This window comes from Streptomyces sp. NPDC055099 (genome assembly GCF_053607685.1).
In genome coordinates, this window is the sequence record NZ_JBSGUA010000017.1 from 204,599 (window position 1) to 227,549 (window position 22,951).

Here is a 22,951-nt window from a genome sequence, read left to right on the forward strand (position 1 = left end):
TGATCACTCGCTGCCGCTGCCGCTGCCGACGACTCCGGCTATGCGGCGCAGGACATCCGGCCGGACGACGATGATGCGGCGGCGGCTCGTGACGACCACCTGGCGGTCGCGTAATTCCTTCAGGAGCCGGGCCACCGCCTCCCGCGAAGCCCCGACCGAGCCGGCGAACTCCTGCTGGCTGAGCGGGACGGTGAGTTCGATGCCCTCATCGGTGCGGATCCCGTGGGTGCGTATGAGGTCGAGGAGCAGGACGGCAAGGCGCTCACGCACCGCCAGCGCCGCCCACTCGAGGCGGCGGCGATCGGTCGAGCGCTGCCGGTCGGTGGCCAGGCCGAGGAGCTTGAGCGCCACCTGGGGGCTGCCGGTGAGGAATCTCGTGAAGCGCCCCTGCTCGATGGCGGTTGCTTCGACCTGCTCCAGGGCCGTCACCGTGGCCGAGCGGCCGCGGCCGCTGAGCGCGGCACCCTCACCGATGATGTCGCCGGGGCCCCGCAGGGCGAGGAGCGCCTCGTAGCCATTGGCCGCGGTCGCCGTGACCTTGGTCCAGCCCTGCAGGAGCAGCAGGATGTGGGTGGACGGTTCGTTCTGGCGCATGATGACGCCGCGTGCGGGATAGCGCAGGGGCCGACCGATGGCGAGCAGCGCGGTGCGGTCGTCCCTCTCCAGCCGCGCGAGGAAGGGCACCCGGTCGTCCAGGCCGTCCTCGTCCCGCGCGTGCGTCTGCCCCACGGCCATGCCGTTGCCCCCGTGTTCACGTGCGCTGATGCCCCCGGTCTCGCAACCAGTCAACGTACTTGAGGTGGCCCCGCGGGGAACGGGCGACAACCGGCCCCCTTGGCCGAGACCGGTCTCGCCGGAGTCGAAAAGCCCGGCGTGTCGCCCCCCACCGCATTTGTTTTGACCAGACTCGATGAGGTAGGTACGCTCAGACCTTGTGCCTGGGGTGTGCCTGGGCTCGTGCGCGTGTCTTCAGCCGCTGTGCGAGTTCGAGAACGGCCACCGCAATCTGCGCTTCTTTCCGCCTTGCGGCGGGAGTCTGCAGGATTCGACACACCCGACCGCGTGGGTCGGCGATGTTCCAGGTTAGCTTTACCATTCGGCACACAGAAACCGGAGAAGTAGTGCCTACGATCCAGCAGCTGGTCCGGAAGGGCCGGCAGGACAAGGTCGAGAAGAACAAGACGCCCGCACTCGAGGGTTCGCCCCAGCGCCGCGGCGTCTGCACGCGTGTGTTCACGACCACCCCGAAGAAGCCGAACTCGGCCCTGCGTAAGGTCGCGCGTGTGCGTCTGACCAGCGGGATCGAGGTCACCGCTTACATTCCGGGTGAGGGACACAACCTGCAGGAGCACTCCATCGTGCTCGTGCGTGGTGGCCGTGTGAAGGACCTGCCTGGTGTTCGCTACAAGATCATCCGCGGTTCCCTCGACACCCAGGGTGTCAAGAACCGCAAGCAGGCCCGCAGCCGCTACGGCGCCAAGAAGGAGAAGTAAGAATGCCTCGTAAGGGCCCCGCCCCGAAGCGCCCGGTCATCATCGACCCGGTCTACGGTTCTCCTCTGGTGACCTCCCTCATCAACAAGGTGCTGCTGAACGGCAAGCGCTCCACCGCCGAGCGCATTGTGTACGGCGCCATGGAGGGCCTGCGCGAGAAGACCGGCAACGACCCGGTCATCACGCTCAAGCGCGCGCTCGAGAACATCAAGCCGACCCTCGAGGTCAAGTCCCGCCGCGTCGGCGGTGCGACCTACCAGGTTCCGATCGAGGTCAAGCCCGGTCGTGCCAACACGCTGGCCCTGCGCTGGCTGGTCGGTTACTCCCGCGCCCGTCGCGAGAAGACGATGACCGAGCGTCTCCTCAACGAGCTCCTCGACGCCTCCAACGGCCTTGGTGCCGCTGTGAAGAAGCGTGAGGACACCCACAAGATGGCCGAGTCCAACAAGGCCTTCGCGCACTACCGCTGGTAGTCGCTACCCACATCGAGACCGAGAGAAGACTGAGCCGATATGGCTACCACTTCACTTGACCTGGCCAAGGTGCGCAACATCGGCATCATGGCCCACATCGACGCGGGCAAGACGACGACCACCGAGCGGATCCTGTTCTACACCGGTGTGTCGTACAAGATCGGCGAGGTCCACGACGGCGCCGCCACGATGGACTGGATGGAGCAGGAGCAGGAGCGTGGCATCACGATCACCTCTGCTGCCACCACCTGTCACTGGCCGCTGAACGACGTCGACCACACCATCAACATCATCGACACCCCGGGCCACGTCGACTTCACCGTCGAGGTAGAGCGTTCGCTCCGTGTGCTCGACGGTGCCGTGACGGTGTTCGACGGCGTCGCCGGTGTTGAGCCCCAGTCCGAGACCGTGTGGCGTCAGGCGGACCGCTACGGCGTCCCGCGTATCTGCTTCGTCAACAAGCTCGACCGCACGGGTGCCGAGTTCCACCGCTGCGTCGACATGATCGTCGACCGCCTCGGTGCGACCCCGATCGTCATGCAGCTGCCCATCGGCGCAGAGGCTGACTTCAAGGGTGTCGTCGACCTCGTCACGATGAAGGCCTTCGTCTGGTCCGCAGAGACCAAGATGGGCGAGGCGTACGACATCGTCGACATCCCCGCGACGCACGCCGAGGCCGCTGAAGAGTGGCGCGGCAAGCTGCTCGAGGCCGTCGCCGAGAACGACGAGCAGATGATGGAGCTGTACCTCGAGGGCCAGGAGCCCACCGAGGACCAGCTGTACGAGGCCATTCGCCGCGTCACCATCGCCTCCGGCAAGGGCGGCGACACCACTGTCACCCCCGTGTTCTGCGGCACCGCGTTCAAGAACAAGGGCGTTCAGCCCCTGCTCGACGCGGTCGTGCGTTACCTCCCGTCGCCCCTGGACGTCGAGGCCATCGAGGGCCACGACGTCAAGGACCCCGAGGTCGTCGTCAAGCGCAAGCCTTCGGACGACGAGCCGCTTTCGGCTCTCGCGTTCAAGATCGCGAGCGACCCGCACCTCGGAAAGCTCACCTTCGTCCGGATCTACTCCGGTCGCCTCGAGGCCGGCACCGCGGTGCTGAACTCGGTCAAGGGCAAGAAGGAGCGCATCGGCAAGATCTACCGCATGCACGCGAACAAGCGTGAGGAGATCGAGTCGGTGGGCGCCGGTGACATCGTCGCCGTCATGGGCCTGAAGCAGACCACCACCGGTGAGACGCTGAGTGACGACAAGAAGCCGGTCATCCTGGAGTCCATGGACTTCCCGGCGCCGGTCATCGAGGTCGCCATCGAGCCCAAGTCCAAGGGTGACCAGGAGAAGCTGGGTGTAGCCATCCAGCGTCTCTCGGAGGAGGACCCCTCCTTCCGTGTGCACTCGGACGAGGAGACCGGCCAGACCATCATCGGTGGTATGGGCGAGCTTCACCTCGAGGTGCTCGTCGACCGCATGAAGCGCGAGTTCCGCGTCGAGGCGAACGTCGGCAAGCCCCAGGTCGCTTACCGCGAGACGATCCGCAAGGCCGTCGAGCGCGTGGACTTCACCCACAAGAAGCAGACCGGTGGTACGGGTCAGTTCGCCAAGGTGCAGATCGCGATCGAGCCGATCGACAGTGGCGAGACCTCGTACGAGTTCGTGAACAAGGTCACCGGTGGCCGTATCCCGAGGGAGTACATCCCCTCGGTGGACGCCGGTGCTCAGGAGGCCATGCAGTTCGGCATCCTGGCCGGTTACGAGATGACGGGCGTCCGCGTCACGCTTCTCGACGGTGCCTACCACGAGGTCGACTCCTCCGAGCTCGCCTTCAAGATCGCCGGTTCGCAGGCGTTCAAGGAGGCCGCGCGCAAGGCCAGCCCCGTGCTGCTCGAGCCGATGATGGCCGTTGAGGTCACCACGCCCGAGGACTACATGGGCGACGTCATCGGTGACATCAACTCCCGCCGTGGCCAGATTCAGGCCATGGAGGAGCGCAGTGGCGCCCGTGTCGTGAAGGGCCTCGTGCCCCTCTCGGAGATGTTCGGCTACGTCGGAGACCTCCGCAGCAAGACCTCGGGTCGCGCAAGCTACTCGATGCAGTTCGACTCCTACGCCGAGGTTCCGCGGAACGTCGCCGAGGAGATCATCGCGAAGGCCAAGGGCGAGTAACTCCCCGGAGTTAACGCTTTAGGCTTGTCACCGGAAGTCCTGAGGCATTCCGACCGTTCTTCGGACGGAATGCCTCGGACCCCGGCATCCCAGCAAAGATCACCTGGCGCCGATGAAGCAAGGCGTACAGAACCACTCCACAGGAGGACCCAGTGGCGAAGGCGAAGTTCGAGCGGACTAAGCCGCACGTCAACATCGGCACCATCGGTCACATTGACCACGGTAAGACGACCCTCACGGCCGCCATTACCAAGGTGCTGCACGACGCGTACCCCGAGCTGAACGAGGCCTCGGCCTTCGACCAGATCGACAAGGCTCCCGAGGAGCGCCAGCGCGGTATCACGATCTCGATCGCGCACGTCGAGTACCAGACGGAGACCCGTCACTACGCCCACGTCGACTGCCCCGGTCACGCGGACTACATCAAGAACATGATCACGGGTGCCGCGCAGATGGACGGCGCGATCCTCGTGGTTGCCGCCACCGACGGCCCGATGCCGCAGACCAAGGAGCACGTGCTCCTGGCCCGCCAGGTCGGCGTTCCGTACATCGTCGTCGCCCTGAACAAGGCCGACATGGTGGACGACGAGGAGATCCTGGAGCTCGTCGAGCTCGAGGTCCGTGAGCTCCTCTCCGAGTACGAGTTCCCGGGCGACGACCTGCCGGTCGTCAAGGTCTCGGCGCTCAAGGCGCTCGAGGGCGACAAGGAGTGGGGTGAGTCCGTCCTCAACCTGATGAAGGCTGTCGACGAGTCCATCCCGGAGCCCGAGCGTGACGTCGACAAGCCGTTCCTGATGCCGATCGAGGACGTCTTCACGATCACCGGTCGTGGCACCGTCGTCACCGGTCGTATCGAGCGCGGTATCCTCAAGGTCAACGAGACCGTCGACATCATCGGCATCAAGACCGAGAAGACCACCACCACGGTCACCGGTATTGAGATGTTCCGCAAGCTGCTCGACGAGGGCCAGGCCGGTGAGAACGTCGGTCTGCTCCTCCGTGGCATCAAGCGCGAGGACGTCGAGCGCGGCCAGGTCATCATCAAGCCCGGTTCGGTCACGCCGCACACCGAGTTCGAGGCCCAGGCCTACATCCTGTCGAAGGACGAGGGTGGCCGTCACACCCCGTTCTTCAACAACTACCGCCCGCAGTTCTACTTCCGCACCACGGACGTGACCGGCGTCGTGACCCTCCCCGAGGGCACCGAGATGGTCATGCCGGGCGACAACACTGAGATGACCGTTGAGCTCATCCAGCCCGTCGCGATGGAAGAGGGCCTGAAGTTCGCCATCCGTGAGGGTGGCCGGACCGTCGGCGCCGGCCAGGTCACCAAGATCAACAAGTAAGCATCTCGCTTGCGCGTTGATCGGGGAGACCCGGTTGCTCTGAACTGAGAGCACAGCAGTACATGCAGTAACGGAAGGGCCCGTACGACTTCGGTCGTACGGGCCCTTTCGCGTTGCGAGGGTGCTTGCGCGTGCTCAGGGATGTCCCGCCTCGTAGCGGGGGAGTTCCTTCGTGGAGACGGTCCATCCGGCGATCGTGACGTCCTCGCCGTAGACGAAGTCCTTGCGGGTGGCGTAGCGCGGGCCTTGTGGTGTCGGGTGGATCTCCGAGAGCACGGCTCCTGTGCCGGTCCGGGGGTCGAAGATCGCGTACACGGGGATGCCGAGGAGCGGGTAGTCGCGGGTCTTGCCGACCCAGTCGTTCTCGGGGTTCGAACGCGAAACGATCTCGATGGCGGCGATGAGGGTACGGGGGTCGAAGGACCCCTCGCCCTCCATGTCCGCCTCAGCGATGACGATGATGTCGGGCAGTCGCAGCACACCCTCGGAGATGTCCTCCACGTCGGGCGCCCCGGTGTGCGCGAGGAATCCCTCCGGCATCACCGACTCCAGACGTCGGCGCAGCCGCAGTGCGGTGAGCTCGTGGGGCTTGCTCGGCGACATCATGTCGTGGACGATCCCGTGCTTCGTGATTTCGAACTTGCCGGAGATCCGGTCGTCCATCTGCTCGACGAGTTCACGCATCGCCCGGTAGTGAGGGCTGCCCTGCTGTGCACCGTCTGGGGCGATGGTCATGGCGTGCGCTCCTCGTTCGTGCCCAGGGGCAAGGGTCGTCACGTTCATGCTAGGCGGCCGCTCAGAGGACGGGACGGCACTCGCCGCAGTGGCCCGGAGCCGGGGCGCGGAAGGCGCGGTCGCAGGTGTCGCAGTTCTGGAGCGGGTGCCGGACCGGTGGGGCGGACGCCGTCGGCGGTGGGGGTGGCAGCAGCGCCGTCAGGCGGTGGGCCAGCAGTGCGGCCGGGCGGCGTGGGCCCTCGAGGGGCAGGTCGTGGGTGAGGGCGTGGCGTACGGCGTCCGGGGTGACGTCGCGTTCCAGCCAGGCGGCGACGCCGGGGGCCAGGTGGGCGGCGTCGCGGGTGGTGAGGGGGAGACGGCGGTCATGGTGACGCAGCTCCATCAGGAGGTCGGTGGCCTGCTGGAGGAGGGGCGGGGCCGGGTAAGCCGGGTGCGGTACCGCGGGGAGGGGGCGGGCCCTCTTGCGGGGCTGTGGGTGTGGCACGGGCGCCGAGGGCTCGCCGGGCTTGGCCTGATGGGGCTGCGGTGCCTGCGGCGAGCGTGCCGGGGTTGCGTGCGGCTGGTTGCAGGAGATCGTGCGGGTGACGATGCGGCCGGCGGGAGTGCGCTCGCGGGTGCGGCGCAGGTAGCCGTGGGCCTCCAGTTCGCGCAGGGCGGCGGCGATACGGGTCGCGCCCTCGGGGAAGCGGGCGGCCAGTGACTTGATGTCGACACGGACCCCCGTGGGCAGCGACTGGATGTGGCAGCCCACGCCGATCGCGAGGAGGGAGAGCTCCTGGTGCTGTGTGAGGTGGTTCCCGATCACGGTGAAACGAGTGGTGTGGCGGGTGTTCTCGTGGGCGATGCCCGCGGGGCGCGCAGCGGTGCGGTGGGGGTGGCTGCGGGGGTGCCGGGTCGCTCGTGAGGGGGGTTGATTGCCGCCAAGGGCGGACTGGGCGCGCGAGGGCGCGCTAGGGTTTTGGGTGTCCATCGGGAAGCTCCTACTTCCTCGGTGGTCAGGCCCTCGCCTTGGGATTGCAGTCCCGGCGGGGGCCGTCGCATGTCTGCAGTTGTTTCTTGCGTGCTGGGGCTGAGATTAGGGCAGTCGGGGGATCGGAAATCCAGCTGAGCAGGTGATGTTCACTCGCGTGAGTGAGGGGGTGCCCGATCGTTGCCGACGGCTTCCGAGGCGGGTGCCTACGGGCGGTGGGGTGGGGCTTGGCGGGGTTCTTTCTCCCTCTCGGATTTCTTGGGGAAAGACGCCTGCGGCACCGGAGCGCGAAGGAGCGGGTTCCGGTGGTGTGGGGGTTGGTGGGGAGGGGTGTCGGAGGGGGTTTGTGGGGCCTGGTGGTCGGGTGGTCGAGTGCGCCTCAGGTTTGATCTTCGGCGTTCGGCGGGTACGATCCCAAGCTTCGATTGGCCAGGCCGATGCCCCGTATGGCAGACTGTCGGGGTTGCTCGGTTGAGTGCCGATGCTGCGCGCCTCCCGCCGGGAGGATCGGAAGCGAGTCCCACAGTACTCGTCGCCCCATCTGCCGTAAGGCAGCGCTGGAGCGGACGTACGGGAATCTTCTGGGAAGTGCGGTGCGGAGACCCAACCAGGCGCCCGGTGGGTTTCTTCCCCCGGACCCGCGGTCATCTGGGCCGCAGCCCCTAGCAGGGAAATCCTTCGGGAAATCTCCGTGAGCGGGACTGCGACACGCCCGACCGCGTGGGTCGGAGGAAGTAGAAAAAAGGACCTCCCGGGAGCCAGAGCGTTCGAGACAAAGGACTACCAAGTAGCCATGGCGGGACAGAAGATCCGCATCCGGCTCAAGGCCTACGACCACGAGGTCATCGACTCTTCGGCGAAGAAGATCGTCGAGACGGTGACTCGCACTGGTGCGTCGGTCGCAGGCCCGGTGCCGCTGCCCACTGAGAAGAACGTGTACTGCGTCATCAAGTCGCCGCACAAGTACAAGGACTCGCGCGAGCACTTCGAGATGCGCACGCACAAGCGCCTGATCGACATCCTCGACCCGACGCCCAAGACCGTTGACTCGTTGATGCGCCTGGACCTTCCGGCCGGCGTCGACATCGAGATCAAGCTCTGAGAGGCGCGGACAGATGACTAAGCAGATCAAGGGCGTCCTGGGCGAGAAGCTCGGCATGACCCAGGTCTGGGACGAGAACAACCGTGTCGTCCCGGTCACCGTCGTCAAGGCCGGGCCCTGCGTCGTTACCCAGGTCCGTACGAATGACTCCGACGGCTACGAGTCGGTCCAGATCGCCTTCGGCGAGATCGACCCTCGCAAGGTGAACAAGCCCCTCAAGGGTCACTTCGCCAAGGCCGACGTGACCCCCCGCCGCCACCTGGTGGAGATCCGCACCCCCGGTGCCAGCGAGTACACGCTGGGCCAGGAGGTGACTGCCGAGGTGTTCGAGTCCGGCGTCAAGGTTGACGTCACGGGCAAGAGCAAGGGCAAGGGCTTCGCCGGTGTCATGAAGCGTCACAACTTCAAGGGACTCGGCGCCGGTCACGGCACCCAGCGCAAGCACCGCTCGCCGGGCTCGATCGGTGGCTGCGCCACCCCGGGTCGCGTGTTCAAGGGCCTCCGCATGGCGGGCCGTATGGGCAACGAGCGGGTCACCACCCAGAACCTGACCGTTCACGCCGTTGACGCGGAGAAGGGCCTGCTCCTCATCAAGGGCGCAGTTCCCGGTCCGAACGGCGGCCTCGTCCTGGTCCGTACAGCGGCCAAGGGGGCTTGAGGAACCGATGAGCACCATTGACATCCTTTCGCCGGCAGGCGACAAGGCCGGGACCGTCGAGCTCCCCTCGGAGATCTTCGACGTCGAGAAGATCAGCATTCCGCTGATCCACCAGGTCGTTGTCGCCCAGCTGGCCGCTGCCCGTCAGGGCACGCACAAGACCAAGCGCCGCGGTGAAGTCCGCGGTGGTGGCAAGAAGCCGTACCGCCAGAAGGGCACCGGCCGCGCGCGCCAGGGTTCGACCCGTGCGCCGCAGTTCGCCGGCGGTGGCGTCGTCCACGGCCCGCAGCCGCGTGACTACTCGCAGCGGACCCCGAAGAAGATGAAGGCCGCGGCCCTGCGCCACGCCCTCACCGACCGGGCCCGCAACGCTCGTATCCACGTTGTCACCAACGTGGTCGAGGGCGACATCTCCACGAAGGCCGCGAAGACGCTGCTCGGCAAGGTCAGCGAGCGCAAGAACGTGCTCCTGGTCATCGACCGCGCGGACGAGACTTCGCTGCTCTCCGCCCGCAACCTGCCCCAGGTGCACATCCTGGAGCCGGGCCAGCTGAACACGTACGACGTGCTCGTCTCGGACGACGTGGTCTTCACCAAGGCTGCTTTCGAGTCCTTCGTGTCTGGCCCCCAGGCCGCTGAGACCGAAGGGAGCGAAGCCTGATGGCTACGCGTCACCCGAGCATCGCCCCCAAGGCGGCCAAGGCCGCCAAGGCCGCGCGCATCGCCAAGGCGAAGCGCCACGCCACCGAGGGCAAGAACACCGTTGAGACGCCGCTGAGCAAGAGCTTCACGGACCCCCGTGACGTCCTCGTCAAGCCGGTCGTCTCTGAGAAGAGCTACGCGCTTCTCGACGAGGGCAAGTACACCTTCGTCGTCGCGCCCGGCGCCAACAAGACCCAGATCAAGCAGGCCGTCGAGGCGGTCTTCTCGGTCAAGGTCACTGGGGTCAACACGATCAACCGCCAGGGCAAGCGCAAGCGCACCCGCACGGGCTTCGGTAAGCGCGCTGACACCAAGCGCGCGATCGTGACCCTCGCTGAGGGCGACCGTATCGACATCTTCGGCCAGGCCTCCTAACGGAGCGCCCTGGTCCGAATATCGGACGAGGACTGAGAAATGGGAATCCGCAAGTACAAGCCGACGACGCCGGGCCGCCGTGGCTCCTCCGTCGCCGACTTCGTCGAGGTAACGCGGTCCACGCCGGAGAAGTCGCTGGTCCGCCCGCTGCACAGCAAGGGCGGCCGTAACAACGCCGGTCGTGTGACCGTTCGCCACCAGGGTGGCGGACACAAGCGCGCCTACCGAGTGATCGACTTCCGTCGTCACGACAAGGACGGCGTGCCGGCGAAGGTCGCGCACATCGAGTACGACCCGAACCGCACCGCGCGCATCGCGCTCCTGCACTACGCGGACGGCGAGAAGCGCTACATCCTGGCCCCCCGCAACCTGTCGCAGGGTGACCGGGTCGAGAACGGACCGGGCGCGGACATCAAGCCGGGCAACAACCTGGCCCTCCGCAACATCCCGGTCGGTACGACCATCCACGCCATCGAGCTGCGGCCCGGCGGCGGCGCGAAGTTCGCCCGCTCCGCGGGTGCCTCCGTGCAGCTGCTGGCGAAGGAGGGCTCCATGGCCCACCTTCGTATGCCGTCCGGTGAGATCCGTCTGGTCGACGTCCGCTGCCGCGCCACGATTGGCGAGGTCGGCAACGCCGAGCAGTCGAACATCAACTGGGGCAAGGCCGGCCGCAAGCGCTGGCTGGGCGTTCGCCCGACCGTTCGCGGTGTGGCGATGAACCCGGTCGACCACCCGCACGGTGGTGGTGAGGGCAAGACCTCCGGTGGTCGCCACCCGGTCTCGCCCTGGGGTCAGAAGGAGGGTCGTACTCGTTCGCCGAAGAAGGCGAGCAACAAGTACATCGTCCGCCGCCGCAAGACGAACAAGAAGCGCTAGGAGCGGGTTTAGATGCCGCGCAGTCTCAAGAAGGGGCCCTTCGTCGACGGACACCTCATCAAGAAGGTGGATGTCCAGAACGAAGCAGGTTCCAAGAACGTCATCAAGACCTGGTCCCGTCGCTCGATGATCGTCCCGGCCATGCTGGGCCACACGATCGCGGTGCACAACGGCAAGACCCACATCCCGGTGTTCGTCACCGAGGCGATGGTCGGCCACAAGCTCGGCGAGTTCTCGCCGACTCGCACCTTCCGCGGCCACGTCAAGGACGACCGGAAGTCGAAGCGCCGCTAGCGCGGGGTGGAACGACTATGACTTACACCGAAGGGACAACCATGGAAGCCAGGGCCCAGGCGCGGTACATCCGCGTCACGCCCATGAAGGCCCGCCGAGTGGTGGACCTCATCCGTGGCATGGATGCCACGGAGGCTCAGGCGGTCCTGCGTTTCGCCCCGCAGGCCGCGAGCGTGCCGGTTGGCAAGGTGCTGGACAGCGCCATCGCCAACGCTGCACACAACTACGACCACAGTGACGCCTCTTCGCTGGTCATCAGCGAGGCGTACGTGGATGAGGGCCCGACCCTGAAGCGGTTCCGTCCGCGTGCCCAGGGCCGTGCCTACCGGATCCGTAAGCGGACCAGCCACATCACCGTGGTCGTCAGCAGCAAGGAAGGAACCCGGTAATGGGCCAGAAGGTAAACCCGCACGGGTTCCGGCTCGGCATTACCACCGACTTCAAGTCGCGTTGGTACGCCGACAAGCTGTACAAGGACTACGTCAAGGAAGACGTCGCCATCCGTCGGATGATGACGTCCGGCATGGAGCGCGCCGGCATCTCGAAGGTTGAGATCGAGCGCACCCGTGACCGCGTGCGGGTGGACATCCACACCGCGCGTCCCGGCATCGTCATCGGCCGCCGTGGCGCCGAGGCCGACCGCATCCGCGGTGACCTCGAGAAGCTCACTGGCAAGCAGGTTCAGCTGAACATCCTCGAGGTCAAGAACCCCGAGGTCGACGCTCAGCTGGTCGCGCAGGCCGTTGCAGAGCAGCTGTCCTCCCGCGTCTCCTTCCGTCGCGCCATGCGCAAGAGCATGCAGTCGACGATGAAGGCCGGCGCCAAGGGCATCAAGATCCAGTGTGGCGGCCGTCTCGGCGGCGCCGAGATGTCTCGCTCGGAGTTCTACCGCGAGGGCCGCGTGCCCCTGCACACCCTCCGTGCGAACGTCGACTACGGCTTCTTCGAGGCCAAGACGACCTTCGGCCGTATCGGCGTGAAGGTCTGGATCTACAAGGGCGACGTCAAGAACATCGCCGAGGTCCGCGCCGAGAACGCCGCGGCCCGTGCGGGTAACCGCCCGGCCCGTGGTGGCGGCAACGACCGCCCGGCCCGTGGTGGCCGTGGTGGCGAGCGTGGCGGCCGCGGCCGCAAGCCGCAGCAGCAGTCCGCGCCGGCTGCCGAGGCCCCCAAGGCCGACGCTCCCGCCGCAGCTGCCGCTCCGGCTGAGAGCACCGGAACGGAGGCCTGACCGACATGCTGATCCCTCGTAGGGTCAAGCACCGCAAGCAGCACCACCCCAAGCGCAGCGGTATGTCAAAGGGTGGTACGCAGGTTGCGTTCGGCGAGTACGGCATTCAGGCCCTCACTCCGGCGTACGTGACCAACCGCCAGATCGAGGCGGCTCGTATCGCGATGACCCGCCACATCAAGCGTGGCGGCAAGGTCTGGATCAACATCTACCCGGACCGCCCGCTGACGAAGAAGCCCGCCGAGACCCGCATGGGTTCCGGTAAGGGTTCCCCCGAGTGGTGGGTCGCGAACGTCAAGCCCGGACGGGTGATGTTCGAGCTGTCCTACCCGAATGAGAAGACTGCGCGTGAGGCGCTTACCCGCGCTGCTCACAAGCTTCCGATGAAGTGCCGGATTGTTCGGCGCGAGGCAGGTGAGTCGTGATGTCGGCCGGTACCAAGGCGTCCGAGCTGCGCGAACTGGGCAACGAGGAGCTTCTCAACAAGCTCCGCGAGGCCAAGGAAGAGCTGTTCAACCTCCGCTTCCAGGCGGCGACCGGTCAGCTCGAGAACCACGGTCGGCTCAAGGCCGTCCGTAAGGACATCGCGCGGATCTACACCCTGATGCGTGAGCGCGAGCTGGGCATCGAGACGGTGGAGAGCGCCTGATGAGCGAGAGCAACGTGACTGAGACGAAGACCGACCGCGGATTCCGCAAGACCCGTGAGGGTCTGGTCGTCAGCGACAAGATGGACAAGACCGTCGTCGTCGCTGTCGAGGACCGCGTGAAGCACGCGCTGTACGGCAAGGTCATCCGCCGTACGAACAAGCTCAAGGCGCACGACGAGCAGAACGCTGCCGGCGTCGGCGACCGTGTCCTCCTGATGGAGACGCGTCCGCTGTCGGCGACCAAGCGCTGGCGCATCGTCGAGATCCTCGAGAAGGCCAAGTAAATCTCTGAGGGGTATCCCTCAGAGTTCGTTCCGCCAGGCTCGGCGAGCTCCGTGAATCGCTTTACGGAGCTCGCCGGGAACCGGCAGACAAACAGGAGATAGACGTGATCCAGCAGGAGTCGCGACTTCGGATCGCCGACAACACGGGTGCGAAGGAAATTCTCACCATCCGTGTTCTCGGTGGCTCGGGTCGCCGCTACGCGGGTATCGGTGACGTCATCGTCGCCACCGTCAAGGACGCGATCCCCGGTGGCAACGTGAAGAAGGGTGACGTCGTCAAGGCGGTCATCGTTCGCACCGTCAAGGAGCGCCGCCGTCCCGACGGCTCGTACATCCGCTTCGACGAGAACGCCGCCGTCATTCTGAAGAACGACGGCGACCCTCGCGGCACCCGTATCTTCGGCCCGGTGGGCCGTGAGCTGCGCGAGAAGAAGTTCATGAAGATCATCTCGCTCGCGCCGGAGGTGCTGTAAGCATGAAGATCAAGAAGGGCGACCTGGTTCAGGTCATCACCGGTAAGGACAAGGGCAAGCAGGGCAAGGTCATTGCCGCTTACCCGCGCGAGGAGCGCGTCCTGGTCGAGGGTGTCAACCGGGTCAAGAAGCACACGAAGGCCGGCCCGACCGCCAGCGGTTCGCAGGCCGGCGGCATCGTGACCACCGAGGCCCCTGTCCACGTCTCCAACGTCCAGCTGGTCGTGGAGAAGGACGGCAACAAGGTCGTCACGCGTGTCGGTTTCCGCTTCGACGAAGACGGCAACAAGATCCGCGTTGCCAAGCGGACGGGTGAGGACATCTGATGACGACCACCACCACTCCGCGTCTGAAGACGAAGTACCGCGAGGAGATCGCGGGCAAGCTGCAGGAAGAGTTCTCGTACGAGAACGTCATGCAGACCCCCGGCCTCGTCAAGATCGTGGTCAACATGGGTGTCGGCGACGCCGCCCGTGACTCGAAGCTCATGGACGGTGCCGTCCGTGACCTGACCACCATCACGGGTCAGAAGCCGGCCATCACGAAGGCCCGGAAGTCCATCGCGCAGTTCAAGCTGCGCGAGGGTCAGCCGATCGGCTGCCACGTCACGCTCCGTGGCGACCGCATGTGGGAGTTCCTGGACCGCACCCTGTCGCTCGCGCTGCCGCGCATCCGCGACTTCCGTGGTCTGTCCCCCAAGCAGTTCGACGGCCGTGGCAACTACACCTTCGGTCTCACGGAGCAGGTCATGTTCCACGAGATCGACCAGGACAAGATCGACCGCGTCCGGGGTATGGACATCACCGTGGTCACCACGGCGACCAACGACGCTGAGGGCCGTGCCCTTCTCCGTCACCTCGGCTTCCCCTTCAAGGAGGCGTAAGCGAGATGGCGAAGAAGGCTCTTATTGCCAAGGCTGCTCGTAAGCCCAAGTTCGGTGTGCGCGGCTACACCCGCTGCCAGCGCTGCGGCCGTCCGCACTCCGTGTACCGCAAGTTCGGCCTGTGCCGCGTCTGCCTTCGTGAGATGGCTCACCGTGGCGAGCTGCCGGGCGTGACCAAGAGCTCCTGGTAATTCCCTCTGTCCTAAGGGACTTGGGAACTACCGGAGGCTCTCGGTAAGTATCTGGTCGGTAGGTGGCCCACCTTTCCATGGCTTAGGCTAGGAGGGTTGGGCGCCTGCCGCCCTGACCGACTTACTACGCCGTAGGTCCCCGCGCCGCACCCGTCCTGCCTCTGAGTGGGGAGAGGGATGGCGCAGATAGGAAACCCCGGCGAGAGAGGCCGAAGGCCAATTCATGACCATGACTGATCCGATCGCGGACATGCTGACTCGTCTGCGTAACGCGAACTCGGCGTACCACGACTCCGTGGCGATGCCGCACAGCAAGATCAAGTCTCACATCGCGGAGATCCTCCAGCAGGAGGGCTTCATCACGGGCTGGAAGGTCGAGGACGCCGAGGTCGGCAAGAACCTCGTTCTCGAGCTGAAGTTCGGCCCGAACCGTGAGCGCTCCATCGCGGGCATCAAGCGGATCTCCAAGCCCGGTCTCCGGGTTTACGCGAAGTCCACCAACCTGCCGAAGGTGCTCGGCGGCCTGGGCGTGGCGATCATCTCCACGTCCCACGGTCTGCTCACCGGCCAGCAGGCAGGCAAGAAGGGCGTAGGTGGGGAAGTCCTCGCCTACGTCTGGTAGTCGGGAACGGAGGAATAGCTAATGTCGCGTATTGGCAAGCTCCCCATCACGGTTCCCGCCGGCGTGGACGTCACCATCGACGGCCGGACGGTCTCGGTTAAGGGTCCCAAGGGCTCCCTTTCCCACACCGTCGTCGCGCCGATCGACATCGCTAAGGGTGAGGACGGCGTTCTGAACGTCACCCGCCCGAACGACGAGCGTCAGAACAAGGCCCTGCACGGCCTGTCCCGCACGCTGGTGGCGAACATGATCACCGGCGTGACCACGGGTTACGTGAAGAAGCTCGAGATCAGCGGTGTCGGTTACCGCGTCCTCGCGAAGGGCTCCAACCTGGAGTTCTCGCTGGGTTACAGCCACCCGATCCTGGTCGAGGCCCCCGAGGGCATCACCTTCAAGGTGGAGTCCGCGACCAAGCTTTCGGTCGAGGGCATCGACAAGCAGAAGGTCGGCGAGGTTGCGGCCAACATCCGCAAGCTGCGCAAGCCCGACCCGTACAAGGCCAAGGGCGTCAAGTACGAGGGCGAAGTCATCCGGCGCAAGGTCGGAAAGGCAGGTAAGTAAGCCATGGCATACGGTGTGAAGATCGCCAAGGGCGACGCTTACAAGCGTGCCGCCAAGGCCCGCCGCCACATCCGCATCCGCAAGAACGTGTCGGGTACGGCGGAGCGTCCGCGCCTCGTCGTGACTCGCTCGAACCGCAACATCGTTGCTCAGGTCATCGACGACCTCAAGGGTCACACCCTTGCGTCGGCGTCGACCCTGGACGCGACGATCCGCGGTGGCGAGGCCGACAAGTCCGCGCAGGCCAAGCAGGTCGGCGCGCTCGTCGCCGAGCGTGCCAAGGCCGCGGGTGTCGAGGCCGTCGTGTTCGACCGCGGTGGCAACAAGTACGCCGGGCGCATTGCCGCTCTGGCGGACGCCGCCCGCGAAGCCGGGCTGAAGTTCTAAGCCCCGGTTCCGGAGCTAGCGGACGTAACAGAGAGAGGTAATTCCAATGGCTGGACCCCAGCGCCGCGGAAGCGGTGCCGGTGGCGGCGAGCGGCGGGACCGGAAGGGTCGCGACGGTGGCGCTGCCGCCGAAAAGACCGCATACGTTGAGCGCGTTGTCGCGATCAACCGTGTCGCCAAGGTTGTCAAGGGTGGTCGCCGCTTCAGCTTCACCGCGCTGGTCGTGGTGGGCGACGGTGACGGCACCGTAGGTGTCGGATACGGCAAGGCCAAGGAAGTTCCCGCGGCCATCGCCAAGGGCGTTGAAGAGGCCAAGAAGAACTTCTTCAAGGTTCCGCGTATCCAGGGCACCATCCCGCACCCGATCACGGGCGAGAAGGCCGCGGGCGTCGTCCTGCTCAAGCCTGCCTCCCCCGGTACCGGTGTTATCGCCGGTGGCCCGGTGCGTGCCGTGCTCGAGTGCGCCGGCGTGCACGACATCCTGTCGAAGTCGCTCGGCTCGTCGAACGCGATCAACATCGTGCACGCGACCGTGGCGGCCCTCAAGGGCCTGCAGCGTCCCGAGGAGATCGCGGCTCGCCGTGGTCTGCCCCTCGAGGACGTGGCCCCCGCGGCTCTGCTGCGTGCACGTGCCGGGGCGGGTGCGTAATGGCTCGCCTCAAGGTCACGCAGACGAAGTCGTACATCGGCAGCAAGCAGAACCACCGCGACACGCTGCGTTCGCTTGGCCTCAAGAGGGTCAACGACGTGGTCGTCAAGGAAGACCGCCCCGAGTTCCGCGGAATGGTGCACACCGTCCGCCACCTCGTGACGGTTGAGGAGGTCGACTGACATGGCGGAGCAGAACCCGCTGAAGGTCCACAACCTCCGGCCCGCCCCGGGCGCCAAGACCGCCAAGACCCGTGTGGGTCGTGGTGAGGCGTCCAAGGGTAAGACCGCTGGTCGTGGTACCAAGGGCACCAAGGCCCGTTACCAGGTTCCGGAGCGCTTCGAGGGTGGCCAGATGCCCCTCCACATGCGTCTCCCGAAGCTCAAGGGCTTCAAGAACCCGTTCAAGACCGAGTTCCAGGTCGTGAACCTCGACAAGCTGAGCGCGCTGTTCCCCGAGGGTGGCGAGGTCACCGTCGAGGCCCTCGTGGCCAAGGGTGCGGTTCGCAAGAACAGCCTCGTCAAGGTCCTCGGCCAGGGTGAGGTCACCGTGGCGCTGCAGGTGACGGTTGACGCCGTCTCCGGCTCCGCCAAGGAGAAGATCACCGCCGCCGGCGGTACCGTCACCGAGCTCGTCTGAATTCTTCAGGCCACTCGATGACTTGAGCGATTCCCAGCCGGGGATGCCCCACAAAAGGGGCATCCCCGGTTGGTCGTTCCAAGGGGGGCACGGTCGCCGGTAAGGTGGCGTGCACTGTCTAAGCTCCGTGCGGTCTGCCCGTGCGGTTTTTCTGACTGATACGTATTCGTCGATCCTCAGACCACTACCTCTGACGCACGCGCGCGGGGGTCGCAGGAGGCACCGTGCTCACCGCGTTCGCCCGGGCGTTCAAGACGCCCGACCTGCGCAAGAAGCTGCTCTTCACTCTCGGCATCATCGTGATCTACCGGCTCGGAACGCACATTCCGATCCCGGGCGTCAGCTATAAGAACGTCCAGGTATGCATGGACCAGGCCAACTCCAACCAGGGGTTGTTCGGTCTGGTCAACATGATGAGTGGCGGGGCGCTGCTGCAGATCACGATCTTCGCGCTCGGCATCATGCCGTACATCACGGCGAGCATCATCCTGCAGCTGCTGACCGTGGTGATCCCGCGGCTCGAGGCCCTGAAGAAGGAGGGCCAGGCCGGCACGGCGAAGATCACGCAGTACACGCGTTATCTCACCGTCGCGCTCGCGATCCTCCAGGGCACCGGCCTCGTGGCGACCGCACGCACGGGCTCGCTGTTCTCCGGCTGCCCCGTCGCCACCGAGATCGTTCCGGACCAGTCGATCTTCGTGACCGTCACCATGGTGATCACGATGACCGCGGGCACCGCCTGCGTCATGTGGCTCGGTGAGCTCATCACCGACCGCGGCATCGGCAACGGCATGTCGATCCTGATGTTCATCTCGATCGCCGCGACCTTCCCGAGCGCCCTGTGGGCCATCAAGAAGCAGGGCTCCCTGGCGGACGGCTGGATCGAATTCGGCACCGTCATCGCGGTGGGCCTCGTCATGGTCGGTCTCGTCGTCTTCGTGGAGCAGGCTCAGCGCCGCATTCCGGTTCAGTACGCGAAGCGCATGATCGGTCGCCGGTCCTACGGCGGCACGTCGACCTACATTCCGCTGAAGGTCAATCAGGCGGGCATCATCCCTGTGATCTTCGCCTCTTCGCTGCTCTACATCCCCGCTCTTGTCGCCCAGTTCGCGGGTGGCAACTCCGGGTGGAAGCAGTGGATCGAGGCGAACCTCACCAAGGGCGACCACCCGATTTACATCACGACCTACTTCTTGTTGATCGTGTTCTTCGCCTTCTTCTACGTGGCTATCTCGTTCAACCCCGAGGAAGTCGCGGACAACATGAAGAAGTATGGTGGCTTCATCCCGGGCATCCGGGCTGGCCGTCCGACCGCTGAGTACCTGAGTTACGTACTCAACCGGATCACGTGGCCGGGCTCGCTGTATCTGGGTCTGATCGCTCTCGTACCGACGATGGCGTTGGTGGGCTTCGGCGCGAACCAGAACTTCCCGTTCGGCGGGACAAGCATCCTGATCATCGTGGGTGTGGGTCTGGAGACCGTGAAGCAGATCGAGAGCCAGCTCCAGCAGCGCAATTACGAAGGGTTCCTCCGCTGATGCGAATCGTCCTCGTCGGGCCGCCCGGTGCGGGCAAGGGAACGCAGGCCGCGTTCCTCGCCAAGAACCTGTCGATCCCGCACATCTCCACGGGCGACCTCTTCCGCGCCAACATCAGCAAGGGCACGGAGCTGGGCAAGCAGGCGAAGGCGTTCATGGACGCCGGCAACCTGGTTCCCGACGAGGTCACCATCGGGATGGCGCACGACCGCATGACGCAGGCGGACGCCGCGAACGGCTTCCTGCTCGACGGCTTCCCGCGGAACGTGTCGCAGGCCGAGGCCCTGGACGAGTCGCTCAAGGCGGACGGCCAGAAGCTCGACGCGGTGCTCGACCTCGAGGTCCCCGAGGACGAGGTGGTCAAGCGCATCGCCGGCCGCCGCATCTGCCGGAACGATTCCAGCCACGTTTTCCACGTGACGTACAGCAAGCCGAAGACCGAGGGCGTCTGCGACGTCTGCGGCGGGGAGCTCTACCAGCGCGGTGACGACCAGGAAGAGACCGTGCGCAAGCGTCTCGACGTGTACCACCGCGAGACCGAGCCGATCATCGACCACTACAAGGCCCAAGGCCTGGTGGTCACGATCTCGGCGCTCGGCAAGGTGGACGAGGTCACCAAGCGCGCGATGGATGCGCTCAAGGGCGACAAGTAGCCAGTACGCTGTCTCGGCCGCGGTGCCCCTCGGGGGACCGCGGCCGTAGTGTTGTGTACGTAGTCGGTTCGTGTACGTGGCCGGTTGTTGGACGGATGACGGAGAGCGGAAGCCCCATGGTGCAGATCAAGACCCCCGAGCAGATCGCGAAGATGCGTGAGGCGGGCCTTGTGGTCGCCGCCATCCACGCCGCGACACGTGAGGCGGCGGTGCCGGGTGCCACCACGAAGGACCTGGACGACGTCGCCCGCAAGGTGATCGCCGAGCATGGCGCGAAGTCGAACTTCCTCGGGTACGGCGGCTTTCCCGCGACGATCTGCACCTCGGTCAACGAGGTCGTCGTGCACGGCATCCCGGACGACAAGACCGTCCTGAAGGACGGCGACATCATCTCCATCGACGCGGGCGCGATCATCGACGGCTGGCACGGTGACGCCGCCTACACCGCGTTCGTGGGCACCGGTCACTCCCCGGAGCTGATCGAGCTCTCCCGGGTGACCGAGGAGTCGATGTGGGCGGGCCTCGCCGCCATGAAGCAGGGCAACCGGCTCGTCGACATCTCCCGCGCGGTCGAGACGTACATCCGCCGTCAGCCGAAGCCCGGCGGCGGCAAGTACGGCATCGTCGAGGACTACGGCGGCCACGGCATCGGCACCGAGATGCACATGGACCCGCACGTCCTGAACTACGTCGAGCGCCGCCGCGGCAAGGGCCCCAAGCTGGTCCCCGGCCTCTGCCTGGCCATCGAGCCCATGGTCTCCCTCGGCACCCCCCGCACGGAGGTCCTGGAGGACGACTGGACCGTCATCACGACGGACGGGACCTGGTCCTCGCACTGGGAGCACACGATCGCCCTCACGGAGGAGGGCCCGCTCGTCCTCACGGCTCCTGACTGCGGGCGCGCGAAGCTGGCCGAGTACGGGGTCACGGTGGCGCCGGACCCGCTGGGCTGAGCCGACACCGCTGGACGGAGTCCGGCGCAGCCGCTCGAAGCTTGTGAGGCGCCCTGGCGCCGATCCCGCGAGAGGGGCGTCGGGAAGAGGTCGGGACCTGGTCCTCGCACTGGGAGCACACGATCGCCCTCACGGAGGAGGGCCCGCTCGTCCTGACTTCCCCGGACTGCGGCAAGGCCAAGCTCGCCGAGTACGGCGTGACTGTGGCGCCCGATCCGCTGGGCTGACGGTGGTTGTGTCGTTGCTTAGGGATCTTGCTCGTGGGGCAGACTTCCTCGATTCGTGTTTCCGGGATGCCTGACGTAGACTGACTCGTCGGCTCTCGTGCATCCGTGTGTCTGCATGCGGCGTACGAAGTCGATCAAGGTAGTCGATTCGAAGGGCAAAGCGTGGCCAAGAAGCAAGGTGCCATCGAGATCGAGGGCACTGTCGTTGAGTCTCTTCCGAACGCCATGTTCAAGGTTGAGCTCCAGAACGGCCACCAGGTCCTGGCACACATCAGCGGCAAGATGCGCATGCACTACATCCGCATCCTCCCTGACGACCGGGTCGTGGTGGAGCTGTCTCCGTACGACCTGACGCGTGGCCGGATCGTCTACCGGTACAAGTAGATCTTGCCCGCACCCCATTCACGTGGGGTGATGGCACTGACCCGGAGAACCTCACCCAATGAAGGTCAAGCCGAGCGTCAAGAAGATCTGCGACAAGTGCAGGGTGATCCGCCGTCACGGCCGGGTCATGATCATCTGCGACAACCCGCGCCACAAGCAGCGCCAGGGCTGACGCACGACTGCAGTTCGCAGATTTTCGCGCGACGCACGTAAAGCACATGTGCAGGACCCGTCCCTCTTCAGTGATGGAGGGCGACACCCCCGGTCGGAGGCCGGGGACCCAGGATGTACCTCGTACGGCACCTGGGAACGGTCCTGCTGAAGACCTCCGAAAATCAACAGGAGCCTTGAATGGCACGCCTTGAAGGTGTTGACCTCCCGCGCGATAAGCGTGTTGAGGTTGCCCTCACGTACGTGTTCGGCATTGGCCGCACGCTGTCCCAGCAGACGCTGGACGCCACCGGTGTGGACCGCAACACCCGTGTTCGTGATCTGTCCGAAGAGGACCTGATCAAGATCCGCGAGTACGTGGACGCCAACATCCAGACGGAGGGTGACCTCCGCCGCGAGATCCAGGCCGACATCCGCCGCAAGGTCGAGATCGGTTGCTACCAGGGTCTTCGTCACCGTCGTGGCCTGCCCGTCCGCGGTCAGCGCACCAGCACGAACGCTCGTACCCGTAAGGGCCCGCGTCGCGCCATCGCCGGTAAGAAGAAGCCGGGCAAGAAGTAGTCCTCGCTCAGCGGTCTATCGACAGCTGTCGCTGCAGGACCGACCACCTCCCGTAGGAGTAATAGATGCCCCCCAAGGGTCGTCAGGGCGCTGCCAAGAAGGTGCGCCGCAAGGAAAAGAAGAACGTCGCTCACGGGCACGCCCACATCAAGAGCACGTTCAACAACACCATCGTCTCGATCACGGACCCCACGGGCAACGTGATCAGCTGGGCCTCCGCCGGTCACGTCGGCTTCAAGGGCTCGCGCAAGTCGACTCCGTTCGCCGCGCAGATGGCCGCCGAGTCGGCCGCGCGTCGCGCCCAGGAGCACGGCATGCGCAAGGTTGACGTCTTCGTCAAGGGTCCGGGTTCCGGTCGCGAGACCGCCATCCGTTCGCTGCAGGCGACCGGCCTCGAGGTCGGCTCGATCCAGGACGTCACCCCCACGCCGCACAACGGCTGCCGTCCCCCCAAGCGTCGCCGCGTCTGACGCACGTCGCTTGACCCAGGGATTTTCGGGCGGTGCGGCTCCTCGGAGCTGTACCGCCCGTACCCTTGTAACAACATCAGGGCATCAAATAGTGGGTGCCCCTGAGCTGAAGGAAACACTTCATGCTGATCGCTCAGCGTCCCTCGTTGACCGAAGAGGTCGTCGACGAATTCCGCTCCCGGTTCGTGATCGAGCCGCTGGAGCCGGGCTTCGGTTACACCCTCGGCAACTCGCT

35 protein-coding genes and 2 pseudogenes are annotated in these 22,951 nt (G+C 65.7%); 34 read left to right on the forward strand and 3 right to left on the reverse strand.

Going from position 1 to position 22,951, the window contains the following annotated elements:
* Window positions 1–3 precede the first annotated feature (3 nt).
* Window positions 4–735, reverse strand: coding sequence for a Crp/Fnr family transcriptional regulator (locus ACWFRU_RS34245; protein WP_453692005.1), 732 nt, complete (start codon window positions 733–735; stop codon window positions 4–6).
* A gap of 386 nt (window positions 736–1,121) precedes the next feature.
* Here ACWFRU_RS34245 and rpsL point away from each other — a divergent pair, with 386 nt between their 5' ends.
* The 4 genes from rpsL (at window position 1,122) to tuf (ending at window position 5,478) form a co-directional block, all read left to right on the forward strand.
* Window positions 1,122–1,493, forward strand: coding sequence for a 30S ribosomal protein S12 (gene rpsL, locus ACWFRU_RS34250; RefSeq protein WP_003948652.1), 372 nt, complete (start codon window positions 1,122–1,124; stop codon window positions 1,491–1,493).
* Between the two features lie 2 nt (window positions 1,494–1,495).
* Complete coding sequence (gene rpsG / locus ACWFRU_RS34255; RefSeq protein ID WP_003974303.1) at window positions 1,496–1,966, forward strand: 30S ribosomal protein S7; 471 nt, start codon at window positions 1,496–1,498, stop codon at window positions 1,964–1,966.
* Window positions 1,967–2,005: 39 nt separating this feature from the next.
* Window positions 2,006–4,132 carry an elongation factor G gene (gene fusA / locus ACWFRU_RS34260; RefSeq protein WP_365823550.1) on the forward strand — a complete coding sequence of 709 codons (2,127 nt, stop codon included), beginning with the start codon at window positions 2,006–2,008 and terminating at the stop codon, window positions 4,130–4,132.
* Window positions 4,133–4,284: 152 nt separating this feature from the next.
* Window positions 4,285–5,478, forward strand: a complete 1,194-nt coding sequence (gene tuf, locus ACWFRU_RS34265; RefSeq protein ID WP_160506655.1) for an elongation factor Tu — start codon at window positions 4,285–4,287, stop codon at window positions 5,476–5,478.
* 135 nt (window positions 5,479–5,613) lie between these two features.
* Here the strand turns inward: tuf and ACWFRU_RS34270 are convergent, their stop codons facing one another.
* Both ACWFRU_RS34270 and ACWFRU_RS34275 read right to left on the reverse strand, forming a co-directional pair.
* The gene (locus tag ACWFRU_RS34270) at window positions 5,614–6,213 is read right to left on the reverse strand and encodes a Uma2 family endonuclease (protein ID WP_453692006.1); all 600 of its coding nucleotides are present in this window, start codon (window positions 6,211–6,213) and stop codon (window positions 5,614–5,616) included.
* Between the two features lie 61 nt (window positions 6,214–6,274).
* Entirely contained in the window at window positions 6,275–7,183 is a 909-nt protein-coding gene (locus ACWFRU_RS34275; RefSeq protein ID WP_453692007.1) for a helix-turn-helix domain-containing protein, read from the reverse strand.
* A 793-nt stretch (window positions 7,184–7,976) separates the two neighbouring features.
* On the opposite strand from ACWFRU_RS34275, the gene rpsJ reads away from it, so the two are divergent.
* The 30 genes and pseudogenes from rpsJ to ACWFRU_RS34425 form a co-directional block, all read left to right on the forward strand.
* Window positions 7,977–8,285, forward strand: a complete 309-nt coding sequence (gene rpsJ, locus ACWFRU_RS34280; protein ID WP_003948644.1) for a 30S ribosomal protein S10 — start codon at window positions 7,977–7,979, stop codon at window positions 8,283–8,285.
* 13 nt (window positions 8,286–8,298) lie between these two features.
* Complete coding sequence (gene rplC, locus ACWFRU_RS34285; RefSeq protein ID WP_363212685.1) at window positions 8,299–8,943, forward strand: 50S ribosomal protein L3; 645 nt, start codon at window positions 8,299–8,301, stop codon at window positions 8,941–8,943.
* Window positions 8,944–8,950: 7 nt separating this feature from the next.
* A complete protein-coding gene (rplD, locus tag ACWFRU_RS34290) occupies window positions 8,951–9,604 on the forward strand; it encodes a 50S ribosomal protein L4 (protein WP_363212684.1) in 654 nt (217 codons plus the stop codon).
* On the forward strand, window positions 9,604–10,020 hold the full coding sequence (rplW, locus tag ACWFRU_RS34295) for a 50S ribosomal protein L23 (RefSeq protein WP_363212683.1): 417 nt from the start codon (window positions 9,604–9,606) through the stop codon (window positions 10,018–10,020). The genes rplD and rplW overlap by 1 nt, the downstream gene beginning before the upstream one ends.
* A 39-nt stretch (window positions 10,021–10,059) precedes the next feature.
* Window positions 10,060–10,896: a 50S ribosomal protein L2 gene (gene rplB / locus ACWFRU_RS34300; RefSeq protein WP_160506661.1), complete on the forward strand. Its 837-nt coding sequence runs from the start codon at window positions 10,060–10,062 to the stop codon at window positions 10,894–10,896.
* Window positions 10,897–10,908: 12 nt separating this feature from the next.
* Window positions 10,909–11,190: a 30S ribosomal protein S19 gene (gene rpsS, locus ACWFRU_RS34305; protein WP_160506662.1), complete on the forward strand. Its 282-nt coding sequence runs from the start codon at window positions 10,909–10,911 to the stop codon at window positions 11,188–11,190.
* Window positions 11,191–11,231: 41 nt separating this feature from the next.
* Complete coding sequence (gene rplV, locus ACWFRU_RS34310; RefSeq protein ID WP_016645177.1) at window positions 11,232–11,579, forward strand: 50S ribosomal protein L22; 348 nt, start codon at window positions 11,232–11,234, stop codon at window positions 11,577–11,579.
* A complete protein-coding gene (gene rpsC / locus ACWFRU_RS34315; RefSeq protein ID WP_160506663.1) occupies window positions 11,579–12,421 on the forward strand; it encodes a 30S ribosomal protein S3 in 843 nt (280 codons plus the stop codon). Before rplV ends, rpsC begins: the two co-directional genes overlap by 1 nt.
* A 5-nt stretch (window positions 12,422–12,426) precedes the next feature.
* Complete coding sequence (gene rplP / locus ACWFRU_RS34320) at window positions 12,427–12,846, forward strand: 50S ribosomal protein L16 (RefSeq protein ID WP_135332557.1); 420 nt, start codon at window positions 12,427–12,429, stop codon at window positions 12,844–12,846.
* Window positions 12,846–13,070, forward strand: a complete 225-nt coding sequence (rpmC, locus tag ACWFRU_RS34325) for a 50S ribosomal protein L29 (protein ID WP_010036720.1) — start codon at window positions 12,846–12,848, stop codon at window positions 13,068–13,070. The genes rplP and rpmC overlap by 1 nt, the downstream gene beginning before the upstream one ends.
* A complete protein-coding gene (gene rpsQ, locus ACWFRU_RS34330; RefSeq protein WP_055564830.1) occupies window positions 13,070–13,354 on the forward strand; it encodes a 30S ribosomal protein S17 in 285 nt (94 codons plus the stop codon). The genes rpmC and rpsQ overlap by 1 nt, the downstream gene beginning before the upstream one ends.
* Window positions 13,355–13,458: 104 nt before the next feature.
* Window positions 13,459–13,827, forward strand: a complete 369-nt coding sequence (gene rplN, locus ACWFRU_RS34335) for a 50S ribosomal protein L14 (protein WP_073768975.1) — start codon at window positions 13,459–13,461, stop codon at window positions 13,825–13,827.
* A gap of 2 nt (window positions 13,828–13,829) precedes the next feature.
* Window positions 13,830–14,153, forward strand: a complete 324-nt coding sequence (rplX, locus tag ACWFRU_RS34340) for a 50S ribosomal protein L24 (RefSeq protein WP_164321733.1) — start codon at window positions 13,830–13,832, stop codon at window positions 14,151–14,153.
* Entirely contained in the window at window positions 14,153–14,710 is a 558-nt protein-coding gene (rplE, locus tag ACWFRU_RS34345) for a 50S ribosomal protein L5 (protein ID WP_249588332.1), read from the forward strand. The genes rplX and rplE overlap by 1 nt, the downstream gene beginning before the upstream one ends.
* Window positions 14,711–14,715: 5 nt before the next feature.
* Window positions 14,716–14,901, forward strand: coding sequence for a type Z 30S ribosomal protein S14 (locus ACWFRU_RS34350; RefSeq protein WP_003948630.1), 186 nt, complete (start codon window positions 14,716–14,718; stop codon window positions 14,899–14,901).
* A 223-nt stretch (window positions 14,902–15,124) separates the two neighbouring features.
* Entirely contained in the window at window positions 15,125–15,523 is a 399-nt protein-coding gene (gene rpsH, locus ACWFRU_RS34355) for a 30S ribosomal protein S8 (protein WP_030359017.1), read from the forward strand.
* Window positions 15,524–15,544: 21 nt separating this feature from the next.
* The gene (gene rplF, locus ACWFRU_RS34360; RefSeq protein ID WP_160506667.1) at window positions 15,545–16,084 is read left to right on the forward strand and encodes a 50S ribosomal protein L6; all 540 of its coding nucleotides are present in this window, start codon (window positions 15,545–15,547) and stop codon (window positions 16,082–16,084) included.
* 3 nt (window positions 16,085–16,087) lie between these two features.
* Window positions 16,088–16,471 (forward strand): 50S ribosomal protein L18, encoded by a 384-nt coding sequence (rplR, locus tag ACWFRU_RS34365; protein ID WP_160506668.1) that lies wholly within the window; start codon window positions 16,088–16,090, stop codon window positions 16,469–16,471.
* 46 nt (window positions 16,472–16,517) lie between these two features.
* Window positions 16,518–17,120, forward strand: coding sequence for a 30S ribosomal protein S5 (gene rpsE / locus ACWFRU_RS34370; RefSeq protein WP_160506669.1), 603 nt, complete (start codon window positions 16,518–16,520; stop codon window positions 17,118–17,120).
* Complete coding sequence (gene rpmD, locus ACWFRU_RS34375) at window positions 17,120–17,302, forward strand: 50S ribosomal protein L30 (protein WP_056552385.1); 183 nt, start codon at window positions 17,120–17,122, stop codon at window positions 17,300–17,302. The genes rpsE and rpmD overlap by 1 nt, the downstream gene beginning before the upstream one ends.
* A 1-nt stretch (window position 17,303) precedes the next feature.
* The gene (gene rplO, locus ACWFRU_RS34380; RefSeq protein ID WP_098244248.1) at window positions 17,304–17,759 is read left to right on the forward strand and encodes a 50S ribosomal protein L15; all 456 of its coding nucleotides are present in this window, start codon (window positions 17,304–17,306) and stop codon (window positions 17,757–17,759) included.
* A gap of 224 nt (window positions 17,760–17,983) precedes the next feature.
* Entirely contained in the window at window positions 17,984–19,297 is a 1,314-nt protein-coding gene (gene secY / locus ACWFRU_RS34385; protein ID WP_453692008.1) for a preprotein translocase subunit SecY, read from the forward strand.
* Window positions 19,297–19,950 (forward strand): adenylate kinase, encoded by a 654-nt coding sequence (locus tag ACWFRU_RS34390; RefSeq protein WP_363212679.1) that lies wholly within the window; start codon window positions 19,297–19,299, stop codon window positions 19,948–19,950. The genes secY and ACWFRU_RS34390 overlap by 1 nt, the downstream gene beginning before the upstream one ends.
* A gap of 116 nt (window positions 19,951–20,066) precedes the next feature.
* The gene (gene map / locus ACWFRU_RS34395; protein ID WP_453692009.1) at window positions 20,067–20,903 is read left to right on the forward strand and encodes a type I methionyl aminopeptidase; all 837 of its coding nucleotides are present in this window, start codon (window positions 20,067–20,069) and stop codon (window positions 20,901–20,903) included.
* 92 nt (window positions 20,904–20,995) lie between these two features.
* Window positions 20,996–21,130: pseudogene (locus ACWFRU_RS34400) on the forward strand (type I methionyl aminopeptidase); the annotation flags it as partial.
* Window positions 21,131–21,292: 162 nt separating this feature from the next.
* On the forward strand, window positions 21,293–21,514 hold the full coding sequence (gene infA, locus ACWFRU_RS34405; protein WP_003948620.1) for a translation initiation factor IF-1: 222 nt from the start codon (window positions 21,293–21,295) through the stop codon (window positions 21,512–21,514).
* A 58-nt stretch (window positions 21,515–21,572) separates the two neighbouring features.
* Complete coding sequence (rpmJ, locus tag ACWFRU_RS34410; protein ID WP_003948619.1) at window positions 21,573–21,686, forward strand: 50S ribosomal protein L36; 114 nt, start codon at window positions 21,573–21,575, stop codon at window positions 21,684–21,686.
* A 179-nt stretch (window positions 21,687–21,865) separates the two neighbouring features.
* Window positions 21,866–22,246, forward strand: coding sequence for a 30S ribosomal protein S13 (gene rpsM / locus ACWFRU_RS34415; protein WP_116511038.1), 381 nt, complete (start codon window positions 21,866–21,868; stop codon window positions 22,244–22,246).
* A 65-nt stretch (window positions 22,247–22,311) separates the two neighbouring features.
* Window positions 22,312–22,716 carry a 30S ribosomal protein S11 gene (gene rpsK, locus ACWFRU_RS34420; protein ID WP_003948617.1) on the forward strand — a complete coding sequence of 135 codons (405 nt, stop codon included), beginning with the start codon at window positions 22,312–22,314 and terminating at the stop codon, window positions 22,714–22,716.
* 122 nt (window positions 22,717–22,838) lie between these two features.
* Window positions 22,839–22,951, forward strand: a pseudogene (locus ACWFRU_RS34425) (DNA-directed RNA polymerase subunit alpha); the annotation flags it as partial.